Annotated in this window: 1 pseudogene; it reads left to right on the forward strand. The window is 65.7% G+C overall.

Going from position 1 to position 673, the window contains the following annotated elements:
• Window positions 1–174: 174 nt before the first annotated feature.
• Window positions 175–673 (forward strand): annotated as a pseudogene (locus ACU8YC_RS25335) (AAA family ATPase); the annotation flags it as partial.

Genomic DNA, 673 nt, shown 5'->3' on the forward strand with positions numbered 1-673 from the left:
GAGAACGCCGGCATCGAGGCTTATCTGCAGGCGGTGCAGGTCAACCTGCTGAAGACCGTGGTCGAGCAGCTGGTCGACGAGAACCGCCCGGAGGCACAGAACCGCGTGCTGCTCGAGGAGCAGTACAGCCCGAGCCTGGTGGTCGGCCACCCGGTCGATGGCGGCGCGCCGGTGGTGTTCGAGCCGCACCCGACCTTCGACAACCTGTTCGGCCGTATCGAATACGGCACCGACCAGGGCGCGCTTTATACCAGTTACCGCCAGCTGCGCCCCGGCGCCCTGCATCGCGCCAATGGCGGCTTTCTCATGCTGGAGGCCGAAAAGCTGCTCAGCGAGCCCTTCGTCTGGGAGGCGCTCAGCGCGCCCTGCAATCGCGCAAGCTGAAGATGGAGTCGCCGTTGGCCGAGCTGGGTCGCCTGGCCACGGTGACGCTGACGCCGCAGGTCATCCCGCTGAACGTCAAGGTGATCATCATCGGCTCGCGCCAGCTCTATTACACGCTGCAGGACCTGGATCCGGACTTCCAGGAGATGTTCCGCGTGCTGGTGGACTTCGACGAGGACATCCCGCTGGCCGAGGACAGCCTCGAGCAGTTCGCCCAGCTGATGAAAACCCGTACATCGGAAGAGGGCATGGCCCCTCTCACCTCCGCAGCGGTGGCGCGCCTGGCAAC

The organism is Citrobacter sp. VF227, from assembly GCF_052950715.1.